This is a genomic window from Rhodococcus sp. MEB032, from assembly GCF_030208925.1.
In the GTDB taxonomy this organism is placed as follows: domain Bacteria; phylum Actinomycetota; class Actinomycetes; order Mycobacteriales; family Mycobacteriaceae; genus Rhodococcus_F; species Rhodococcus_F qingshengii.
Genome location: NZ_JARVSY010000006.1, coordinates 17,776 through 36,414, shown reverse-complemented (window position 1 = coordinate 36,414; position 18,639 = coordinate 17,776). Strand labels below are relative to the sequence as shown.

The window sequence follows — 18,639 nt, the reverse complement described above, 5'->3', positions numbered from 1 at the left end:
AAGGTTACATTCGTAAGGACATGATGAATTCCCTCGAACCCACTGACCGGCGACGATGGGCAGCACTGGGCGCCCTCTGCACATCCCTCGTCGTAGTCACGATCGACAACACCATCCTCAACACCGCTATCCCGACCCTTGCCCGCGAACTGCGGGCGACCACCGTCGACCTGCAATGGATCACCAACGCATACACATTGGCGTTCGCCGCCTTGCTCATCACGGCAGGTGGACTCGGCGCGAGATTCGGTCACCGTCGGATACTTCTGACCGGCCTCACCTTGTTCGCCCTCGGGTCAGCCTTCGCTGCCCTCTCTCACACGTCAATGCAGCTGATCGGATGGAGAACAGTGATGGGGGCAGCCGCCGCACTGGTCATGCCGGCGACGCTGTCACTTGTCGTCTCGATGTTCGCCCCGCAGGAGAGAGGCCGGGCGATAGGAATCTGGTCTGCAACCGCCGGACTGGGAATCGCGATCGGCCCCGTGGCCGGTGGCGTACTTCTCGAACATTTCAGTTGGGGAAGCGTCTTCTGGATAAACGTCCCACTGGTCGCCGGTGTGATCGCCGCGACGGTTTTTCTTGTGCCCCCGGCAAGAGGGATCACGAAGGGTTCGTTCGACATCCCCGGACTCCTGCTGTCCGCCGGCGGACTGGCTTTGATCGTGGATGCCCTCACCCAGGCAAGCCTTCGCGGATGGTCGTCGCCCGTCACGGTGCTGGAGATCGTCAGCGCAACAGCACTTCTCGCCGGATTCGTCTGGTGGGAGCTGCGGGCCTCGGCACCGATGACCGACGTGCGCATCTTCACCAGTCGAGTGTTCAGCACCTCCAATGCCATCTTGGCCGTAACATTCTTCGCCCTTTTCGGAGTTCTCTTCACGTACACGCAATACCTCCAATTAGTTCGTGGTTACGGTCCATTGGTCGCCGGCGTCGGTGCAGTTCCGTTTGCGATAGTGATGGCGACTGTCGCCTCCAGCAGCGATCGTATGGTCGGCCGATTCGGCGTGCGCAGTTCGATCGCGACCGGTCTCGCAGTCATGTCCGCGGGACTGTTGGTCCTGTCGATCGCAGCAGATAGGTACGCACCGTTCGGAATCCTGGCTGCGATCATGGCACTGGTCGGCGCGGGGATGGGGTTGGTCATGGCTCCGGCCACAACCACGTCGATGTCTTCGGTTGCGCCCCAGCAGGCTTCGATGGCCAGTTCGATCAACAGCGTCGTGCGAGAGTTGGGTGGAGTTCTGGGCGTCGCCGTCATCGGGACGGTCGTAGCCACCGTTTTCCGGTCCCGCTTCGAACCCGGAGTCGGCACTTCCACAGCCGATCCGGCGCAGATCCATGCCGGCGCTCCCCCCGCGAGTGCCTTGACCGACGCAGCGAACCAGGCTTACACCTCGGCGATGAGTACCGGAATCCAAATCTGTGCCGCAGTCGCGTTCGTCGGTGCGTTGGCCGTCATTGCACTGTTTCCCGCACCACGTCGCCCGGTTTCTTGTCCTCCCGCAGACCTCGCCAACTCGGATGACGCAGACGCTCGGTCTTCGTCCAATCCATGAACCGCACCTCACCGACGAGTTCCGGCCTCACCCACACCGCACCCTTGCGGTCATCTGCTGGAAGTTCCTCCCCGAACGGACTTTCCTTCTGACGCAGCGGTTCCAGTGTCGCAAGTAAAGACTCCAAGTCGCGATCACTGAAGCCGGTACCGACGCGCCCAACGTAGGTCAATCCATCCTCACCCGGAATTCCCATGAGCAGCGCCCCGATCCCCTGTGCTCGATTGCCCTGCCCGGTGCGCCACCCTCCGATCACCACCTCTTGAGTGCGCCAGTTCTTCACCTTGATCCAACTCGACCCACGCCGCCCCGGAAGGTAGACCGATGCACGACGTTTGGCGACAATCCCTTCCCATCCGGCATCGGTACTCACCTCCAACGCGTTCTCCGCCGTGCCCTCGATCTGTGGAGGTACCTCGAGCTCACCGACCTTGCCCGCCAACGCATTCAACACGGTGCGCCGGTCCGAGTAGGATTTCCGCAGCAAAGACACTCCGTCGAGGTACAGAAGATCGAAGGCCAGGAACACCGGCTCCCCACCTCGCTGGAGAAGACCGAAATCGGTGACCCCCGCGTCGTTGTACGCCACCACTTCACCGTCGAGAACCACGTCATGGCCGTCCAGCACCTCGGCCAACCCGGCAAGGGAGGGATAGTCCCCGGTCTTGTCGTTACCCGCGCGACTGCGAAGTGACATTGTGCCCGAATGATATTCGAGAATCACTCGAATCCCGTCCCACTTACCTTCGAAAGCCCACTCCTGCGAGTCGAGACCTTCGAGCGTTCCAGCGGTGGCAAGCATCGGCTCGAGATTCTTCGGAAACTCCGTTCCGAAGCTCGCGTTCTGATCCTTCATCAGATGCATCAACCACTGGTCACCCTTCGTCCGGATCAGCGCGAAGCGTCCCTGCACCCGTTTCCCACTGAGGCGCACGATCACCTCGTCTTCACGCCACTTCTCGGTCTCGTACGTCCCGGAATCCCAGATCGTCATCGAACCGCCGCCGTACTCCCCCTTCGGAATCGTGCCCGAGAACGTGGCGTACTCGAGCGGGTGATCCTCGGTGTGCACGGCCAACCGATTCTCTCCGGCACTGGTCGGTACGCCCTTCGGAACAGCCCAGGACACTAGCACACCATCCCGCTCCAGCCGAACGTCGTAATGCAATCGTCTGGCGTGATGTTCCTGAATCACAAAGGTATTGCCCGCTGTCTCCTTGGTCACCGCAGCAGGGATCGGCTCCGGCGTCCGGTCGGCCGACCGCTTGTTGCGATAGTGCGTCAACGTGTCGGCTACAGCCGCCGAGACCGGCGGATCCAGATCGCCCAGCAGATCACCATCGGATTCGACGCGCTCCAGAACCTCGTCGAACAACAGATGTCGTAGTTTCGGATCGTCGAGTTCGTCCCAACTGCGCGGCGCGGCAACATAGGGTTGATCGCGACCGCGCATCGAGTACGGCGCAATGGTTGTCTTGGCTGCGTTGTTCTGACTCCAGTCCACGAAAATCTTGCCTGCCCGCACATTTCGAGCCATCGTCGCGGTGACGAGATCCGGGTGAAGCTTCTCGAGTCCGGTGGCGATCTGCTTGGCGACAGTCGACGCACCGCTGCCGTCCAAGGCTCGATCCAGTGGAACGTAGAGGTGAATTCCCTTGCTACCACTGGTTACCGGATAGGCAGTCCACCCCAGAGTTGCGACCAGATCTCGAATCGACCTCGCCACCTCGGCGCACTCGGTCAATCCGACGCCTTCGCCCGGGTCGAGATCGAATACCAGTCGTGTCGCCGGACCACGCTCGGAACCGTCGAATCGCCATTGGGGAACGTGTAATTCGAGTGCCGCCTGTTGCCCCAGCCACGCCAGGGATGCAACGGAATCGAAGACCGGGTAAGTGACGACACGATCAGAATGTTGCAGCGACGCACGCGTGAGCCACTGCGGGGCAGACGACGCAAGGTTCTTCTCGAAGAAGGACTGACCGTCCACGCCATTGGGCCAACGCTTTCGAGTACCCGGTCTACCGACGACATGCGGAAGCATGACTGCGGCGATACGGGTGTAGTAGTCGATGACTTCGGCCTTCGTGGTGCCGCTCTCGGGGTAGAGAATCTTGCCCAGATTGGTCACGGACACGGTTGTGCCGTCGAGAGTGATCTGACCCCGATCCGTCGTTGCCATCTCCTCATTGTGCTGGATAGCGCTGCGTCTGGCAGTAGAAATCTGATGGATCGGAAACCTGCCGCTGCGCCAGGCCACGGGCAAGACTGGATTCTCGATGGGAGAGGAGACCACGATGACAGTTCGCAGTTCCGTGGAGCCGTTGGTGGACAACAACTGGCGGATGTTCGCCACCTGTAAAACAGTGGACCCGGCGGTGTTCTATTCGCCGGGTGAAGAGCGCGGACGCAATCGGGCTGCACGGGAAAATTCCGCCAAGCAGGTGTGCTTCCGCTGCCCGGTCATTCGGGACTGCCTGACGTTTGCACTCGACACCGCTGAACCACACGGAGTATGGGGTGGGACGACACCGTCGGAGCGCCTTGCACTACGACGCTCAGCTGCGTGAACTCCGCTCACACGAGACCCCCGTCACGTCCGTACCGGACAAACAGGCAAGATGGCCTTGTGCCTATGACACGACGCGCTGTTGCCGTGACCGCGATCTTCGCTTCCTCGATCTTGTTGGGCTCGTGTTCGTCGCAGCCGGAGGCACCTGCGGCAGCGGACACCACGACCACGGTTCCCGAGGCATTCACCAAACTGCCCTCGACCACTGCCGTGGACAAGTGCGGACCCCAGAGCGGGACCACCCTCGAAGACGGTGTCTTGACCATCGCCACCGATTCGCCGGCGTACGCGCCGTGGTTCGTCGACAACACTCCGTCCAACGGCAAGGGCTTCGAGGGGGCGGTGGCCCGGGCCGTCGTCGACAAACTCGGGTACAACGCCGACCAGGTTCGCTTCACCACGGTCGCCTTCAACGACGCACTGAAACCAGGCCCCAAGGATTTCGACTTCGACGTCAATCAGTTCACGGTTTCCGGGGATCGCCGCGAGAACGTCGACTTCAGCTCGCCGTATTACGCAGTGGCGCAGTCGGTGATCGCCTCGCGCGGGAGCAAAGCCGCTGAGGCAAAGAATCTTGCGGATCTGGCCGGCTACCGTTTGGGCGCTCAGACCGGTTCCACCAGCCTCGCGGCGATCACCGACACGATTGTTCCGACCACTGCGCCACGCGAGTTCGCGACCACGGACGACGCGAAAGCTGCGCTGGCCGCGGGCGAGATCGACGCATTGGTCGTCGACATCCCGACCGGATTTCACATCACCGAGAACGAACTGCCCGGGTCGGTCATCGTGGGTCAGTTTCCGCGGCCCAACGCGGTCACCGAATTCTTCGGGTTCGTGCTCGAGAAGAACAGTCCTCTGACGGCGTGCGTCTCTGCCGCCGTGGATGCGCTCTACGCCGACGGCACCCTCGAGAGACTCGCAACCGAATGGATCACGGACAGCGCCGACGCGCCAGTCCTCGAGTAGTTCAGCCGGCGCGCCCACTGATCGCGCCGACGAAGACCTTCGGGATGTCTGCCGGTGTCGGAGCGAAGTGGCTGTTGCCGCCGGTGAGAGCCGAAATCTGCTCGAGCACATCGGTATCGGCGTCATCGGTGACACCGATGGTGATGATCGGTACCGGCCGCGTCGGGTCCTGCTCGCGAGTCAGGGTGTCGAGAAGTTCCTGCAGCGAGATACTCGACGGATCATCGTTCGCACCGTCGGTCAGTAGAATCACCGAATTGATCGAGGCCGGATCGTAGGTCTGTTGCATGGACCGATACGCGGCGAGAACGCTGTCGTACAAACCTGTTCCGCCGCCGACGATCGAAGAGAGGCTGTCGATCCGAGACAGCAGTTTGCTCCGATGATCCGTGTCGCCTTCAGTTGCATCCATACGGGCGACAGGTTCGAGTTCGCGGTAGTCCGTGCCCTCGCCGAGGTCTACGGAGAATGCCCAGAGACCCAATTGTGCGTTGGCGGGAAACATTCGGATCGCAATGTCACCGGCCTGTGCAGTCGCGGCCATTCGAGTGACCCCGTCCTGCATGTAGTCCATGGACCCCGAGACGTCGACAACTGCCAGTGCACGGGAAGGCCTGGACAGAATCTCGTACCGCGCAAGCGCTTTGGTGACCACAGTCGGATCGGACGGCACCAGCGAGCCAACTTTTCCCACTCCACCGGCGACCGGCGGGGCCTGATCCGCGCCGCGGAACCCGAGGCCGGCAAGTACGGAGCGCCCGGTGTCCGATGTCAGCGCTGCCGCCAGCAGTTTGCCGGCGTCGACCGCCGCCGACGAGTCTGCACCCACACTTGCCATCGGGTAGTCCATGAAGACCGAACCGGACGACGGTACCGACGCGGTGAGTCGACTGTCCGCATGTGCGGCGAGATAAGCCTCGAAGGTCTGCTCGGTCGTCACCGCGGTCCCGCCGTCCGCGTCCACGGTTTGGATGCGTCCGGTGGAACCGGTTTCCTTCAGATTTCCGTACTGCGCTTGCGCCACCGGGACCAGGGCTGCCGAAATGGACGTGAGGTCAGCGCCCCGCGACTGGGTCTCGGCAAAGGCTGCCACGATCGGTGCGCTGGAGACGGCACTGGTGAGGGGATCGCCGATGTGCAGTGCTGGAGCGCCGAGGACATCCGTCCAAGCGGCGGGTGCCTCGCTACCCGGCGCCGAGACAGTGACAACAGGGGTGGACGCGACCGAATTGCTGATCCGGCGAATCTCCTGCCCGCTAGCCGAAACCTTGTCCAACCATTCGCTCGAATCAGGGATCCACAGTGCGGGTGCCGAACCGTCGGCGATCGCCGCGACGGTGAGCACGGGATCTTGCGGCGTCACGCTGAGCGAGCTGCACCCGAGTTCCGTAGCGGGGATGGCAGCGGCGACAGCTTCGAGTCCCGAGGCGATCGACGGATCGGCGGCCACGGTCACGGTTTCCGGGTTCTCACAGCTGGTTGCCGTCGCAGCTGTGACAGCACTCGCACCGAGTTCTCCCTTGTCGCTGACGCTTTTGAACGTCACGGCGAATGCTGCGGTTCCACCGACTGCGACTACTGCCAAGAGTCCGATCAGAACCTGCACGGATCGAGGCATGGACGCAGGTGGTGCGCCGTACCCATGACGAGACGACATTGATCGAATCCTTTCCGGCGGGACCCGCATCAATAACCAACCGATGCCCGGTTTATCCCGCCGAAAAGAATCCTAACTCACGTTAGCGGTAAAGTAGCTCGATGTGGAAATCTCCACAACTTAGGTGTAGATCTGGACAAACTGGGCCAGCGACTTCTCCACATCGCCTTTGAGCGCCCGCGCCACACTCGAACCGATCGGGCCGAACAACGGCGCGCCGCCCAACTCGACTGTCAGCGCGAGTTCCGACCCGTCGCCCTTTGCCTTGACGTCGAGTTCGAGACCGAGCTTGACCCCGCCCTTGCCGTCTCCCTTGAGCGAGATCGCCTTCGGGACGTCGTACTTCTTGATGGTCCACCGAACGCGGTTGCGCAGGCCCTTCACAGTCACGATCGAGCTGATCTCGGTGCCGACACCCAGTTGTTCGGGAAGTTCACTGCGCCATCCGTCGTGAACCACGAGCCAGTTTTCGTATCCACTGAGATCGGACGCCTTGTCCCACACTTCCTGAGGAGGAAGCGGAACGTCGATTTTCACTGTGAGCTTTGCCATGGCAGAACAATAAGCCCCGTGCGCCTTTTCCGTAACCAGAGGTACCAGAAAGACGCACGGGGCTTTGCCCCTCTTAGTGGCTGACAGCCTTTTCGACGCCGACGCCGGTGAGGGAGCGAACTTCCATCTCCGCCTGCTTTGCCGGATCTTCGATCTTGTTACGTCCGATGTACGTACCGACGATGCCGAGGACGAATGCCAGCGGAATCGAGACGATGCCGGGGTTCGAGAGCGGGAACCAGGCGAAGTCGGAGTTCGGGAACATCGACGACGGCTTGCCCGACACTGCCGGGGAGAACACGATCAGCGTCAAGCAGCTGATCAAACCGCCGTAGATGCTGAAGAGCGCACCGGTGGTGTTGAACTTCTTCCAGAACAACGAGTAGAGCAGGGTGGGCAGGTTCGCCGAGGCCGCCACTGCGAAGGCGAGAGCCACCAGGAAGGCGATGTTCTGCCCCATCGCCATGATGCCGAGAACGATGGAGACGAGTCCGATGACCACGACGGTGATTCGAGAAACTCGAACCTGCTGCTCCTCGGTTGCGTTGCCGCGCTTGATGACACTGGCGTAGATGTCGTGAGCGAACGACGCCGAAGCAGTGATCGCGAGACCGGCAACGACGGCGAGGATGGTCGCGAACGCCACCGCGGAGATGATGCCGAGAAAGATGGTGCCACCGAGCTCGAAGGCGAGAAGCGGAGCGGCCGCGTTCTCCTTACCAGGCGCTGCCAAGATCTTGTCCGGTCCGACCATGCTGGCCGCGCCGTAGCCGAGAACCAGTGTGAACAGGTAGAAGGCACCGATCAGCGCGATCGCCCAGGTCACCGAGCGGCGAGCTTCCTTGGCAGTGGGCACCGTGTAGAAGCGCATCAGCACGTGCGGCAGGCCCGCCGTGCCGAGCACCAAAGCGATTCCGAGAGAGATGAAGTCGAGCTTCGTCATTCCGGAAAGACCGTACTTGGCACCGGGCCCGAGGATGTCGCGTCCCTGCACACCCTTGGTGGTGGAACTGTTGACCATGTCCTGCGCATTGGCGAGCAACTGAGAGAAGTTGCCGCGCACTGCCCACAGAACGAGTACGAACATGATTCCGGCTCCGGCAACCAGCAGAACTGCCTTGACCATCTGTACGTAGGTGGTGCCCTTCATGCCGCCGACCAAGACGTACACGATCATCAGCACACCCACGATCGCGACGACGATCGACTGTCCCACCTTGCCGTCGATGTTGAGCAGCAGCGCGACAAGTCCACCGGCGCCGGCCATCTGGGCAAGAAGATAGAAGAGGGAAACGGCCAGAGTGGACAGGGCCGCCGCCATGCGCACCGGACGCTGCTTGAGTCGGAAGCTCAGCACGTCGGCCATCGTGAATCTGCCCGTGTTCCTGAGCAATTCGGCGACCAGGAGCAGTGCAACCAACCAGGCGACAAGGAAGCCGATGGAGTACAGGAAGCCGTCGTAGCCGTACACGGCGATCGCACCTGCGATACCGAGGAACGATGCCGCCGAGAGGTAGTCACCGGCGATGGCGAACCCGTTCTGCGGGCCGGTGAACTGCCCACCACCGGTGTAGAAGTCGGACGCCTTCTTGGTGGTCCGGCTGGCGCGGATCACCAGCGTCATGGTCACGACGACAAACGCAAGGAAGATCGCGATGTTGAAGGCTGGGTTTCCTACGTCCGTTCCGGACGCGGCGAGTGTGGTGATCACTGTGCGGGACCTTCCAGTTCTTCACGGATGGCGGCGGAGCGGGGATCGAGCTCACGACCGGCGAACTTCACGTACCACGCGGTGATGGCGAAGGTCGTGACGAATTGCCCGAGGCCGAGGATGATGCCGAGATTGATGTTGCCGAGGACCTTGGTGGCCATGAAGTCGTGGGCATAGGTAGCCAGGACGACGTACACCGCATACCAGAGCAGGAAGAATGCAGTGATGGGGAAAACGAACTTGCGCAGACGCGTTCGGAGTTCCTGGAATTCGGGACTCGCTTGCATGTCTATGAATGCCTGGGCATCCGGGGTGCGTCGCTCTTGCGGCGACCCCTCACTGATTTCTGCTGTGGACACTGCCGGCTCCTCGCCTCGCGTGTGAAGTGAACTACGCACAGACGTTAGTGAGATCGGAGTCACATGAAGACGCTGTGGCGCCAGTCACACGGTGAGCAGTCGCGCGCTGCGCCGAACGGTCAGGCAGGCGCGACCAACGGCAGAGGGTTCGGGCGGTGAAAGTCAGGGTTGGCGGAGATCGTCTTCGCGATCGGAGCCCATTCCGAGACGTTCCGGGGCGTGCATCCGCGTGAAGATTCGCGCAATATCTGCCGGTATCTGCTTCGACGACACCTTGCTCACGACGATCATCGTGAGGAACGCCAGCGGCACGCTCACCGCGGCCGGGAACGCGAAAATGGCTGCCGGCCAGCCACCGAGGACGTCCTCCGACAAACCACCCAGGACGGCGACAGTAGCGGCAGTCCCCGCAACACATCCACCGACAACCATCCCCGCCCCCGCGCCGACGGCAGTCAGACCGCGCCACCAGATACCCAATACGAGCAGTGGGCAGAGCGTCGACGCAGCGACTGCGAACACCAAACCGACGGTTCTCGAGAGGTCGACCGACACCACCGCCAGCGACAGCACGAGAGGAACGACCCCGGCCAGTAGCGCTGCAATACGGAAGTCTCGAACTCGACCACGGAGAACGTCGGTACTGACGACGCCCGCGATGCTGACGAGCAATCCGGACGACGTCGACAGGAAAGCGGCGATGGCACCGGACGCCACGAGGGCTGCCAGCAGTTGTCCGCCCCACCCCGAGAACACCGAGCCCGGCAACAGCAGCACCGCCGCGTCAGAGGTGCCGGTGATCAGAAGTTGCGGGACGTACAGACGAGCGAAGACGCCGAGGAGTGTCGGAAACAGGTAGAACACGCTGACCAGACCGACAACGGCGAGCGACGTCAGACGGGCTGCCCGGCCGTCGGGGTTGGTGTAGAACCGGACGAGAACATGAGGAAGGCCGAGCGTTCCGAGGAAGGTCGCGAGCATCAGCGAGTACACCTGGTACATCGGGTGCGGCCCACCGAAACCCCAACCTGGGGTGATCCAGTCAGAGTTCTGCGCGGGCGCTCCGGCGACGACGGGGACAGCGGCTCCCGCGTCGAGGACCATGGACATGCCTTCACCGAGAGTGTGCTCCCCCGGCCCCAGGGTCATCGTGCCTTCGACCGCTCGCCCGTCGACTGTGCCGCCGCTGACCGTCACCGGCTCGGACACCTGGACGACGACGTCGGTGGTGATGTCGACGGTCGTCGCAGTGGTGACCGTCGGCGGCATCGACGCGCCGACGTCGTGGTGATCGCCGAAGAAGTAGAAGGTCAGTGCCACAGCGGGAATCGCGACGGCAGTCAGTTTCAGCCAGTACTGGAAGGCCTGAACGAAGGTGATCGAGCGCATCCCGCCGCCGACGACGTTGGCGATGACGATGACCCCGACCGCTACGCCGCCGATCCAACTGGGAACCCCGAGCAAGATATTGAGCGTCAGTCCCGCGCCTTGGAACTGTGGAATCAAATACAGGATGCACACCATCGCGACCACGAGCATCGCGAGCTTGCGCAATCGCGGTGAGCCGAGACGGAACTCGGCGAAATCGGGGACGGTATACGCACCGGAACGCCGAAGCGGCGCTGCGACGAACAGCAGCAGGGCGAGGTATCCGGCGGTGAAGCCGATGGGATACCAGAGTGCGTCGGCGCCGTACTTGGCGACCAGCCCCGCAACACCGAGAAACGAAGCAGCAGAGAGGTACTCGCCGGAGATGGCCGTCGCATTCCACCGCGCGCTGACGGTTCTGGACGCGACGAGAAAGTCCGAGGTGGTACGAGCGAGCCGAACGCCGTAGATTCCGATAGCCACCGTCGCGACAGCTGCTGCCACGATGCCGAGCACCGTCAACACCGGGATAGGTTGTCCTCCCACAGTGCCGCGCTCAGTCGTCCACGATGTCGTTGAAGTCCTGCTCGTTTCGCTCCGCACGACGCACGAACACCCAACCGGTCGTCAACAGCAAGGGATACACGGCGCCGCCCATCACGAGCCAGGGCAACCGGATGCCAAGGATCGCGACCTCCGACAGCGTCGGGAAGAGGTGCGTCAGCAGCGGCACCGCACACAGGAGCCCGGCCGCGACGACGGCAAGGCGAATTGCCAGTCCCAACTGCGCGCGAACGAGACCGCGGATCATGGCGTCACCGACTTCGGTCTGTTCCTGCACCTCCACCCGTGTTCGCACGATCCGTGCGCCACTACGTTGCGCCAACACAACGCGCTCACGCTGCGGAGGATCGGACTGCGACGTCACCGCGACAACCAACTCTGCTTGGGCGCACGAACCAGTCGATCCTTGAGTTCACGGGTGTGTCTGCGGCTGACCGGAAGCTCGACGGGAGGCTTGTCACCGTGCGGGCGCAGACAGACCACCAATCCACTGCCTACTGTGCGGATGCCGGTGACCAGCGCCAGAGACACCAGGTAGGAGCGGTGCACACGCAAGAAGCCCGCGTCGGCCCAGCGTGATTCGAGCGTCGAGATCGGGATGCGCACCAGGTGCGACTTTCCAGCGGTGTGCAAACGCGCGTAGTCCCCGTCGGCTTCCACCCACTCCACCGAGGAACGCTGAACGAGCGTCGTGACACCGCCCAGTTCCACCGGGATCACCTCGTCCGTGGGCGCAGCTTCGGGTTTGCTCTCACTCTTGGTGCGCCCGGCGAGCCCCACGATCCGCTGAACGGCCTGAGCGAGACGCTCCTCCCGGAGCGGTTTGAGTAGGTAGTCGACGGCGCCGAGATCGAATGCGTCAACCGCTCGATCGTCGTGCGCTGTCACGAACACCACGGGCGGTGGCGTCGCGAAATTGGAGAGGATGCCGGCCAGTTCGAGACCGTCGAGTCCGGGCATGTTGATGTCGAGAAACACCGCGTCGATGCTTCCACCGCGCAGTATCCGCAACGCTGTCGTCGCATCCGATGCCGTGTGAACGTGCGCCACCGAGCCCTCGGCGCGCAGCAAGAAGGCCAGCTCGTCGAGGGCTGGTTTCTCGTCGTCGACGGCAAGGACGGTCAGCTGGGCATCAGTGTCAGTCTCGTTCACAACAGGTCCATGTTCCCACGACGGTTTCAGCCTGATCATCGAAGGCGAGAATCAGACGTGAATACCCTGCTTGAACTTGGGAACACGCATGCTGACCTTCGTACCGGCACCCGGCGCTGTCTCCACCACGAGTCCGTAGTCGTTGCCGAACGCGGCACGAAGTCTGTCGTCGACGTTGGCCAAACCGACGTGAGCAGCTTCTCGTGCGCTGGGTCGCCCCGATCCCGACTCGATGGCGTCGAGCGAACCGGAGCGCAGTAGTTCGGGGTCCATCCCCACACCGTCGTCCTCGACGCTGATGATGCAGTCCGGTCCCTCGTCCGCAGCCACGATGCTCACGGTCCCGCCCTCCGGCTTACTCGAAATGCCGTGACGAACCGCGTTCTCGACCAGCGGTTGGAGGGCAAGGAAAGGAAGAACCACGTTGAGCACTTCGGGTGCTATCTGAAGGCGGACGTTCAGAGCCTCCCCGAATCGCGCGCGTTCGAGGGTCAGGTAACGATCGATGTTGCGCAGCTCGTCGGCAAGCAGGGTGAACTCACCCGCAGATCGGAACGAGTACCGCGTGAAGTCCGCGAACTCGAGGATCAGTTCTCTGGCCCGCGCCGGATCGGTTCGAACAAACGATGCGACCGTGTTGAGCGCGTTGTAGATGAAATGAGGACTGATCTGTGCGCGCAGGGCACGCACTTCGGCTCGATCCAACAGGGCTCTGGACGCGTCGAGGTCGGCGAGTTCGATCTGACTGCAGGCATATCGTGCCACCTCGGTGACCGCTCCGAGCATTCCCGGCCACGGGTCCTCGCTGGTGACGATTCCCAGTACGCCGACCACGCCGATGTCCTCGATCAGCAGGGGCTGAGCGATCAGCGCTCGCACATGGTGATCGCTCGGTCCGCGCACCAGGTCCGAGTGCGTGACGAGTACCCGGCGTTCGCCTTCGATCGCACGAATGGCGGCGTCGTGGAATTGTTCGGACAACGCTTCGTGACGGCCGTCCCACGCCAACAGGTTTCCCGACGCGTCTGCCAGGCCCAGACCGGAGCCGCCGGTCAGCTCACGTAGGTGAGGCGCCGCCTCGGCGGCCGAATTCTCGTCGAGTCCACGCCGAAGTGGCCGCGCGGCAAGCGAAGCCGTATGGAGAGCGGCATGGACGGCACGTTCGGTGGGGGTGGTCACCTCACGTCTGGTGCGCATCCACACAGCCGTCAGCGCCCCGGCCACTGCGAGAATCAGCACGCTGAGAAGCGCGACCACGGCCGGACTCACCGCGAGTCCTCGTCCAGTTTCCGTATCAGTGTTTTCGGAGCCACCGTGCGGTACGCATCTTCGACGACGTCGGCTACGTCGTTCCAGAATTTCTCGTCCTCGGTCTCGTCGGCACTCGGAACGTCGAGGTACACGCCGATCCATCCCCGGCCACCCACGTACGGAGGGACGAAGAACCTCGACGGGTCACGACTGACCCAATCTGCCTGCGCCCCAGGTGGGGCCGCGGCCCAGATCGCGACGCGATCGTCGTGGTGGTGATCTGCCATGGTGACGAACTGCGGCGCCTTGCGCACGAACCACGACGCTTCACCGTGGCTGACCCGCTCGGTCGCCTCCGGCAATGCCAGTGCAAGAGCGCGGATTCGCTCCAACGGCGTCATCGATTCACGACCCGCAGGTATTCGGTGCCGGAACACCTGCAAATCGATCCTTCACCCACGCGACAGCTCCCGGCACAGCGGCGCCGTCCGCATGACCTTCACCCGGTCGCGCCTGGAATTCGATGACGTCACCGTCGGCGCAGGCGCGTTCGACTGCCGCCTCGGTCCATTCCGGACGGATCAGGTTGTCGTTGGTACCGACGACTACGTACATCGGACCGCTCGCGCGTTGACGGGGAAGAGCAACATCGCTGAGCCACGCGTGAATTCGGTCCGCATCCTCGGCGGTGGCCGGCCGCGTGTCGGCGGGCGTCACCTTTCCGACCAGACCCAACTTCTCCGTCGCCCGAGCGGTCAGGCACGAGGTGAGCAGGTCGTAGTTCTGCTCGAATGCGCCGCGCACGTAGTCGGTTCGTTCGAGGTCCGGATGGGTGAGGGACAGCCCTTCGAGTACATAGGGCAGCAGCAGTTGCTGAGGCAGTGACAGATTCACCTCGGAATCACTCGAGATGATCGGCGAGATGTCCGCTGCCGGGGACAGGTTTGCTGCACCGACGAATTCGAGTCCGTCGCCGTAGGTGTCGGCTTCCTCGGCTGCTGCCCAGGATGCCTGCCCGCCTTGGGACAGCCCCAGAGTTGCCCAACGAGTCGAGGTGTCCGGAACGACGTTGCGCGCCGCTCGAACCGCGTCGATGACGTTGAACGCCGCGGTGTCCGGTTGCAGGTAAGGATGCGGGTCCGGAGTGCCGAGGCCCTCGAAGTCGGAGACAGCGACCACGTATCCCGAGTCGAGGAACGGCGCGACCAGGCCGATCGTGCCGAACAGGGTCGGCGAGGCCGACGGCGCGCAGTCGTCCGAAATACCCGTCGTGCCATGGCCGATGGAGACGATCGGCCAACCGCCCTCCGGCGGAGTTCCAGGCGGCGTGAACACCGTTCCCGACACCTGAGTCTCTCGGCCGTCGATACCGGAGGTGGAGCCGTACAGGATTTTCACCGCGCTTGCTCCGGACGCCGCCACTTCGGCTGTGCTGGTGAAGGGTTCACTGTCGAACACGACGCCACGTTGCGCACTGCTCTCGACCGACGGGGTTGTCGTGGTCGAGGTGTCGGTGACGGAGACATCCGGCGAGGCATCCGATCCGCAGCCGACGCTCACGAGAAGTGCGCTCGCCACCACGACTCCCCAGACTGCGCGAACCCTCGAACTCCGAACAGTCATACGCAGTGTTCCCCTCTATTTGCCCGCACCGCTACCTGCTCGGCGACGCCTGACACGTTCCTCTGCTGCGGCCTCTTCGATGTCGAGTCCTTCCAATACGGTACGCAATACCTCGTCGTCGAGATCTCCGTCGTCACGTGCGGCGATCAGCGCAACTCGTTGCGAGCGCAGTGACTGATGCCGGAACTTGTCGAACAGAGCTCCCGCATTCCACAAGGCGGCCTCGCGATCGGCGTCCTCGTCGACCTCCTGGAGTTGAAGCCTCGCCTGCATCGAGCGTCGTACGCGTTCGACGATCGCCTGCAGTTCCTTCCCGTCGATCCCCGGCGGAGGGTGCGCGGCCGCGTCTGCCAACGCCTTCTCTCCCGCCTTGCGAGAAATGTTGCGGGCCAACTCCATCTGTTCCTGCGTGCGCAACTGCTCGTAAGGATCCGCGACGTCGAGGCGACGGATCATGAACGGCAAGGTAGATCCCTGGATGAGCAATGTCCCGACCGCGACGATGAACGCGATCGCCTGGATGACGCCGCGTCCGGGGAACGGCTCGCCGGACGAGAGTGCAAACGGGATACCGCCGGCCGCAGCAAGAGTGACGACGCCGCGCATTCCAGCCCACGAGACCACCAGATTCTGTTTCCACGTCAGTTGATTCTCGCGATCACGGCGCAGGGTTACACCGAATCGCACACGCGAGTAGCTCAGGAACAGCCACACCGGCCGAATCACGATGACAACGGCCAGGACTGCGAGACCGTACGCGAACACGTGAAGCACCGGAAGTCCGTCGGCGACAACATCGTCGATCACAAAGCTCAGCTGGAGCCCCATGTATGCGAAGACGAACATCTCGAGAAGAGTGTCCAGGCTCGACCACACCGAGCGCTCCTGCAATCGCGTCATGATCGACGCGTCCGTCGAATAGTGCCCGATCACCAGACCAGCGACCACAACGGCCAGAACACCGGACGCGTGTAGTTCTTCGGCGGCCAGGTAGGCAGCGAACGGAAGCACCAACCCCAAGCCGGTTTCCAGTGGAGAGTCGTACATGCGGGCACGAACGAACTTGACGACAAACGCGAGCACCAAGCCGACGACAACGCCGCCGATCACTTCGTACGCGAAGAACAACAGGGGCGAATCGGTGGCAATTCGCGTTCCGGTCACTGCTGCGACGGCGACGGTGAAGAGCGTGAGCGCGGTGGCGTCGTTGACGAGCCCCTCGCCCGTCAGGATGGCGATCACCCGTTTCGGGAGCCCGAGCTTCTGACCGACCGCCACCGCGCTGACGGCGTCGGTCGGCGCGATCACGGCCCCGAGCACCAGGGCGGCGCCGATCGTGAACTCGGGCACCATCCATTCGGCGAAGAAGGCAACCACGAACGCCGTCACCAACACCATTCCGACGCCGAGGCGCAAGATCGGGGCCAAGTTGCGTTTGAAGGTCGCCACCGAGAATTTCAGAGCGGCCGAGTAGAGAAGCGGCGGCAGGACCACACCGAGAATGACGTGGGGATCGAGTTCCGGCCGCGGCATACCGGGTATGAAGGATGCGACCGAACCTACCGTCACCAAAACCAGCGGAGCCTGCAGGTTTCGTCGATTGGACAGCCCGGTGACTGCGATGGCGGCAATGACGACCAGCAGAATCCAGGTGAAGTTCACGCGTTCATTCTGCCCGCCGACCCTGGGAGTTCACCTAGCGGACGCACAGAAGCCCGCAACCTTTTCGGTGACGGGCCCCTGAGCAACGGTGCTACCGAAAAACGGTATGCCGAATCCGGTATTACTGCTTTTCGGGAACAGCCTTCTTGGCGGCCTCAGCTGCCTTGTCGATCTGATCGCCGTACTTGTTGCCGGTCTTGTCGTCGGCGATGTCGGCGACCTTGTCGATAGCGTCGTGAACCTTGTCGGAGTTCTCCGCTGCGAGCTCCTGGCCCTTTTCGACCAATCCCTTGACGTTGTCCAAGAAACCCATGTCCGTGTCCTCTCCCGGTGCTGACGCACATCCTTCGGCGGAATCGTTCCTCCGCGCCCTTCGATTCTCACAGGTCGACGGCCTCTGCGCCAGAAAGCAGGTCCGTGCGTTCGAGCCGTGCGCAACTCGCGGTAGCGTTAACCCGCCAATAGCTGATTGACCACCCATCGACATCGACAGGTGCCCGGTTTGAATGCAGGACTGCGCGGGACGGGGAGCGACCCCTACCCCACGCGTGAACTGCTGTCCCGGTGGTGGTCGGATCGCACCGATTACACCTGGCTCCCCCGATTCCTCGACACTCGCGGGCTGACCGTTCCCGGACGCAAATTAGTCGCGGTGTGGTGTTTTCTCTTCGCCCTGATCGCGGCGACCATGCAGTTGAGCCGCTTCGGTTCCGACACCGCCCTGGCGCGGTCGATCTTCGCCCTCGGAACTATCAGTGGCGCCTATGCGGGCTACCGCTGGGCGCGTAATGAATCGTGGCCAACTTGGCGACAATCCGTGGCCTTTGTCGTCTGGGCCGACCTGTGGCTCGCCGTCACTCTCTTCTTCGCCGTACGCACCGCTTTCGTCGGAACCATCGGCTGCATCCTGTTCATCATGATCGGCTTCTATGCGGCGATAGTTCACAGCCCTCGCGTTGCCATCAGCCACATCGGTTGGGCTCTTGCTGTCTGCACGACGCTCGCTGCCATGGCGATGTCCGAGCCGGTCAACGACGACTGGGTGGTCGTGAATCTCTATCTGATGGTTGCCGGTGTGGTTTTCTCCACCGCGTGGATTCTGCAGATCGTCTGGCTGCGCCTGACCGACGACGCACGCAACGCCCACCGGGACTACCTCACCGCGACACTCAATCGCCGCGGACTCCAGGACGAGGCACAGCATCTGCTGCGCAGTGATCGAACGCAGGCTCTGATCGCACTACTCATCGACGTCGACTCGTTCAAAAACCTCAACGACACGCACGGGCACGTCGCGGGCGACGACGCGTTGACCGCTGTCGCCGACCGCCTCATCGCTGCCGCCGGCCCCGATGCGGTGGTGGCTCGAATCGGTGGAGACGAGTTCGTCGTCCTGCGCGGAGTCGATCGAGGAGATATCGAGCAGGTCGCCACCGAGATACATTCGGCGGTTTCGTCCGACTCCGATCCCTATCCTGTGTCCGCCAGTACCGGCGTCAGTGTCTATCTGAGTCCCGAGACGGACTTACCGGATCGGGCTGTCAACGAACTGATCGAGCACGCAGACAATGCGATGTACCGAGCCAAGAAGCGGGGCGGCGATCGCATTGCCTGGGTGCAGATGTTCAGGCGCTGAA

The 18,639-nt window shown here is 62.8% G+C and carries 17 protein-coding genes; 4 read left to right on the top strand and 13 right to left on the bottom strand.

The window, feature by feature from the left end:
- Positions 1 to 20 precede the first annotated feature (20 nt).
- Entirely contained in the window at positions 21 to 1,562 is a 1,542-nt protein-coding gene (locus QRN54_RS06230) for an MFS transporter (RefSeq protein WP_285181750.1), read from the top strand.
- On the opposite strand, the gene QRN54_RS06225 is transcribed toward QRN54_RS06230, so the two are convergent.
- Entirely contained in the window at positions 1,462 to 3,744 is a 2,283-nt protein-coding gene (locus QRN54_RS06225) for an ATP-dependent DNA ligase (RefSeq protein ID WP_003940540.1), read from the bottom strand. The genes QRN54_RS06230 and QRN54_RS06225 overlap by 101 nt on opposite strands.
- 115 nt (positions 3,745 to 3,859) lie before the next feature.
- Between QRN54_RS06225 and QRN54_RS06220 the strand changes: the two genes are divergently transcribed.
- Positions 3,860 to 4,132 (top strand): WhiB family transcriptional regulator, encoded by a 273-nt coding sequence (locus tag QRN54_RS06220; protein ID WP_037128762.1) that lies wholly within the window; start codon positions 3,860 to 3,862, stop codon positions 4,130 to 4,132.
- 65 nt (positions 4,133 to 4,197) lie between these two features.
- Positions 4,198 to 5,103 carry an ABC transporter substrate-binding protein gene (locus tag QRN54_RS06215; RefSeq protein WP_081558267.1) on the top strand — a complete coding sequence of 302 codons (906 nt, stop codon included), beginning with the start codon at positions 4,198 to 4,200 and terminating at the stop codon, positions 5,101 to 5,103.
- Position 5,104: 1 nt separating this feature from the next.
- Here the strand turns inward: QRN54_RS06215 and QRN54_RS06210 are convergent, their stop codons facing one another.
- From QRN54_RS06210 to QRN54_RS06155, 12 genes are all read right to left on the bottom strand, one after another.
- Positions 5,105 to 6,760: a substrate-binding domain-containing protein gene (locus tag QRN54_RS06210; protein ID WP_285181748.1), complete on the bottom strand. Its 1,656-nt coding sequence runs from the start codon at positions 6,758 to 6,760 to the stop codon at positions 5,105 to 5,107.
- 120 nt (positions 6,761 to 6,880) lie between these two features.
- Positions 6,881 to 7,312: a type II toxin-antitoxin system Rv0910 family toxin gene (locus QRN54_RS06205; RefSeq protein WP_285181747.1), complete on the bottom strand. Its 432-nt coding sequence runs from the start codon at positions 7,310 to 7,312 to the stop codon at positions 6,881 to 6,883.
- Positions 7,313 to 7,385: 73 nt separating this feature from the next.
- On the bottom strand, positions 7,386 to 9,023 hold the full coding sequence (locus tag QRN54_RS06200; RefSeq protein ID WP_007727752.1) for a monocarboxylic acid transporter: 1,638 nt from the start codon (positions 9,021 to 9,023) through the stop codon (positions 7,386 to 7,388).
- Positions 9,020 to 9,382, bottom strand: coding sequence for a DUF485 domain-containing protein (locus QRN54_RS06195; protein ID WP_003939976.1), 363 nt, complete (start codon positions 9,380 to 9,382; stop codon positions 9,020 to 9,022). The genes QRN54_RS06200 and QRN54_RS06195 overlap by 4 nt, the downstream gene beginning before the upstream one ends.
- A 162-nt stretch (positions 9,383 to 9,544) precedes the next feature.
- Positions 9,545 to 11,296 (bottom strand): sodium/solute symporter, encoded by a 1,752-nt coding sequence (locus QRN54_RS06190; RefSeq protein ID WP_030534942.1) that lies wholly within the window; start codon positions 11,294 to 11,296, stop codon positions 9,545 to 9,547.
- Positions 11,297 to 11,306: 10 nt separating this feature from the next.
- Complete coding sequence (locus QRN54_RS06185; RefSeq protein ID WP_082661374.1) at positions 11,307 to 11,678, bottom strand: hypothetical protein; 372 nt, start codon at positions 11,676 to 11,678, stop codon at positions 11,307 to 11,309.
- Positions 11,675 to 12,466 carry a LytR/AlgR family response regulator transcription factor gene (locus tag QRN54_RS06180; protein ID WP_209447861.1) on the bottom strand — a complete coding sequence of 264 codons (792 nt, stop codon included), beginning with the start codon at positions 12,464 to 12,466 and terminating at the stop codon, positions 11,675 to 11,677. The genes QRN54_RS06185 and QRN54_RS06180 overlap by 4 nt, the downstream gene beginning before the upstream one ends.
- 51 nt (positions 12,467 to 12,517) lie before the next feature.
- Positions 12,518 to 13,735 (bottom strand): sensor histidine kinase, encoded by a 1,218-nt coding sequence (locus tag QRN54_RS06175; protein WP_030534943.1) that lies wholly within the window; start codon positions 13,733 to 13,735, stop codon positions 12,518 to 12,520.
- Positions 13,732 to 14,118: an MmcQ/YjbR family DNA-binding protein gene (locus QRN54_RS06170; RefSeq protein WP_042921394.1), complete on the bottom strand. Its 387-nt coding sequence runs from the start codon at positions 14,116 to 14,118 to the stop codon at positions 13,732 to 13,734. Before QRN54_RS06170 ends, QRN54_RS06175 begins: the two co-directional genes overlap by 4 nt.
- A gap of 4 nt (positions 14,119 to 14,122) precedes the next feature.
- On the bottom strand, positions 14,123 to 15,340 hold the full coding sequence (locus QRN54_RS06165; RefSeq protein ID WP_050654687.1) for a lipase family protein: 1,218 nt from the start codon (positions 15,338 to 15,340) through the stop codon (positions 14,123 to 14,125).
- A 15-nt stretch (positions 15,341 to 15,355) separates the two neighbouring features.
- Positions 15,356 to 17,002, bottom strand: a complete 1,647-nt coding sequence (locus tag QRN54_RS06160; RefSeq protein ID WP_003939739.1) for a Na+/H+ antiporter — start codon at positions 17,000 to 17,002, stop codon at positions 15,356 to 15,358.
- Between the two features lie 121 nt (positions 17,003 to 17,123).
- On the bottom strand, positions 17,124 to 17,315 hold the full coding sequence (locus QRN54_RS06155) for an antitoxin (protein ID WP_003940164.1): 192 nt from the start codon (positions 17,313 to 17,315) through the stop codon (positions 17,124 to 17,126).
- A 180-nt stretch (positions 17,316 to 17,495) separates the two neighbouring features.
- Between QRN54_RS06155 and QRN54_RS06150 the strand changes: the two genes are divergently transcribed.
- Complete coding sequence (locus QRN54_RS06150) at positions 17,496 to 18,638, top strand: GGDEF domain-containing protein (protein ID WP_003940053.1); 1,143 nt, start codon at positions 17,496 to 17,498, stop codon at positions 18,636 to 18,638.
- Position 18,639 lies beyond the last annotated feature (1 nt).